The following is a 2470-nucleotide window of genomic DNA, read 5'->3' on the forward strand; positions in this document are numbered from 1 at the left end:
ACCGTCCGGCCGCGCCGGTGGTCGCGGCCGGCATCGCCCTGGTCGGCGTCGCCTACCTGCTGCTCGGTCTTGCACCCGATCTCGCACTCGCCGTGGTCGCGGTCCTCGTCATCACCGTGGGGGAGATGCTCTACAAGCCGATCGTGACGGCCTACGCCGCCGACCTCGCGCCGGCCGGGATGACGGGGCGCTACCAGAGCGCCTACGGCGCCGCGTCGATCAGCGGCACCATGCCCAGCCCCGCGACCGGTGGTCCGCTGTACGACGTCGCGCCCGCCCTGGTCTGGCCACTCGCCGGCCTGCTGGCGCTCGCTGCGGCGGTCTTCCTCTACTCGTCGAGTCGCACGAGCCTGACCGCGTCCCCGAGGTAGTCGCTGACGAACGCGGTCCCGTCGCGCTCGACCACATCGGTGTTGGCCTTGTCGAGCAACTGCCCGGAGGCGCCGGTCCAGACCTGCTCGGACGTACCGCTGGACGTGTCGACGACGGCGAGCCCCGGACCGTCCTGCAGGCTCACCAGCAGACCCGCGCCGGGCCCGGGCGCCAGGCCGTCGGGACCGCCCTCGACCTCGACCGTCGACGTGACCTCGAGCGACGTCGGGTCGAGGCCGACGACCGTGCCGTCGGTCATGCACGCCGCCCACACGGTGCGGTTCAGCACCTGGACGTCCTGCACGCCGGCGCACACCGACGCGCTGGGCGTGACCCGCTCCTCGCGTCCGGGGTCGACCCGCACGACGCGGCCGCCGTCGTGGTCGCCGAGGAACAGCGCACTGTCGCCGGCGGCCACGGTCCGCGGCGCGCCACCGACGTCGTAGCGGCGCAGCAGCGCACCGTCGGCCGGGTCGACCTCGACCAGCGCCTGGCCGGCCTGCAGCACGACGAAGAGATGTCCGTCGAGCGTCGCGATGCCTTCGGGCTCCTCGCCGAGAGTCACCCGACGGACCACTGAGGAGGTCGCCGGGTCGACGGCCACCAGCTCGCCGCCGCGGATCGTCGTCACCCAGAGGACGTTGTCGAGCAGTGCCATGCGCAGCGGGGTGTCGCCGACCTCGACCGGCCGGCCCGGCCGGGCGTCGGCACCCTCGAGCGGCGCGACGACGTCGCTGCCCGACCAGGCGGCCCAGACGGTGCCGTCGGCGGCCTGCGCCAACCCCACCGGCCCGAGCAGCCCGGATGCCGGCGGCGAGCCGGCCGGGGTCGAGCCGGACGACGTGCCGGCGTCTGCGCCCGGCTCGTCCGATCCGGAGCCGTCACCGCCGCAGCCGGCCGTCAGGGCCACGAGCAGCAGGACCGTCGCGGCCACGCGTCGCCTGCGACCCATGGCCGGCCAGCCTAGTGCCGCACCTGCCTGGCGCTCCGGAGACGCGACGCGGTGTGGTGACCGCGCATCGTCTCCGGAGGACCTCGTCTAGGTGTCCTCGGCCTGGCCGGCCGCGCGCGCCTCCGCACCCTGCTCGTCGGCGTAGCCGCGGTCGTCGCCGGCCACCCGGCCGACGTACTCGGACCCGTCGGCCGGCTCGACCTGGTCCTCGTTCTCTTCGACGTCGGGCTCGGCCGTGTCGTCACCGGCAGGTTCGGAGAAGGACTCGCTCATGCTGCGACACTTGCCCGGTGACGGACCTCCGACACCTGCGCAGCGGCAAGGTCAGGGACCTCTACGAGACGCCGGACGGGCTGCTGCTCATGGTGGCGAGCGACCGCATCTCCGCCTACGACTTCGTGCTCCCGACGCCGATCCCGGACAAGGGCGCGGTGCTCACCCAGCTGTCGCTGTGGTGGTTCGAGCAGCTGGCCGACCTGGTGCCCAACCACGTCGTGTCGACCGACGTCCCCGCGGAGCTCGCCGGCCGCGCGGTGCTGTGTCGTCGCCTCGACATGCTTTCGGTCGAGTGCGTGGCGCGCGGCTACCTGGCCGGGTCCGGCCTCGTCGACTACCGCGCCACCGGAGCGGTCTGCGGGGTCCCCCTGCCGCCCGGGCTCGAGGACGGCTCGGAGCTGCCCGAGCCGGTGTTCACCCCCGCCACCAAGGCGGCGATGGGCGAGCACGACGAGAACGTGTCGTACGACGCCGTCGTCGACGTGGTCGGCGCCGACGTGGCCGCCGAGCTGCGCCGGATCACCCTCGAGGTCTACTCCCGCGGCCGCGACCTCGCGCGCGAGCGCGGCATCATCCTGGCCGACACCAAGATCGAGCTGGGCCGCGACACCGAGGGCAGCCTCGTCCTCGGCGACGAGGTCCTGACCCCCGACTCGTCCCGGTTCTGGCCGGCCGACGAGTGGGCGCCGGGGAGGCCGCAGCCGTCCTACGACAAGCAGTACGTCCGTGACTGGCTCACCTCGCCGGCCTCCGGGTGGGACCGGCACTCCGGTGAGCCCCCGCCCGCGCTCCCGGGCGATGTCGGCGCCGCGGCCGTAGACGGCCAGGGTGAGGCGTTCGAGCTCGGCGGCGGTCTCCGGCCCCACCAGG

The 2470-nt window shown here is 74.2% G+C and carries 4 protein-coding genes; 2 read left to right on the forward strand and 2 right to left on the reverse strand.

The features are described from left to right. Nucleotides 1-371: MFS transporter (locus VK640_11625; protein ID HTE73832.1), on the forward strand; the 371-nt coding region annotated here is incomplete at its 5' end. Here VK640_11625 and VK640_11630 read toward each other — a convergent pair. Next, entirely contained in the window at nt 329-1324 is a 996-nt protein-coding gene (locus VK640_11630; protein HTE73833.1) for a hypothetical protein, read from the reverse strand. The two genes, VK640_11625 and VK640_11630, sit on opposite strands and share 43 nt — an antisense overlap. An 87-nt stretch (nt 1325-1411) precedes the next feature. Further along, entirely contained in the window at nt 1412-1597 is a 186-nt protein-coding gene (locus tag VK640_11635; GenBank protein ID HTE73834.1) for a hypothetical protein, read from the reverse strand. A 17-nt stretch (nt 1598-1614) separates the two neighbouring features. On the opposite strand from VK640_11635, the gene VK640_11640 reads away from it, so the two are divergent. Continuing rightward, the coding region (locus VK640_11640) for a phosphoribosylaminoimidazolesuccinocarboxamide synthase (protein HTE73835.1) at nt 1615-2470 on the forward strand (856 nt) is incomplete at its 3' end.

Source organism: Actinomycetes bacterium (assembly GCA_035489715.1).
Classification (GTDB): domain Bacteria; phylum Actinomycetota; class Actinomycetes; order JACCUZ01; family JACCUZ01; genus DATHAP01.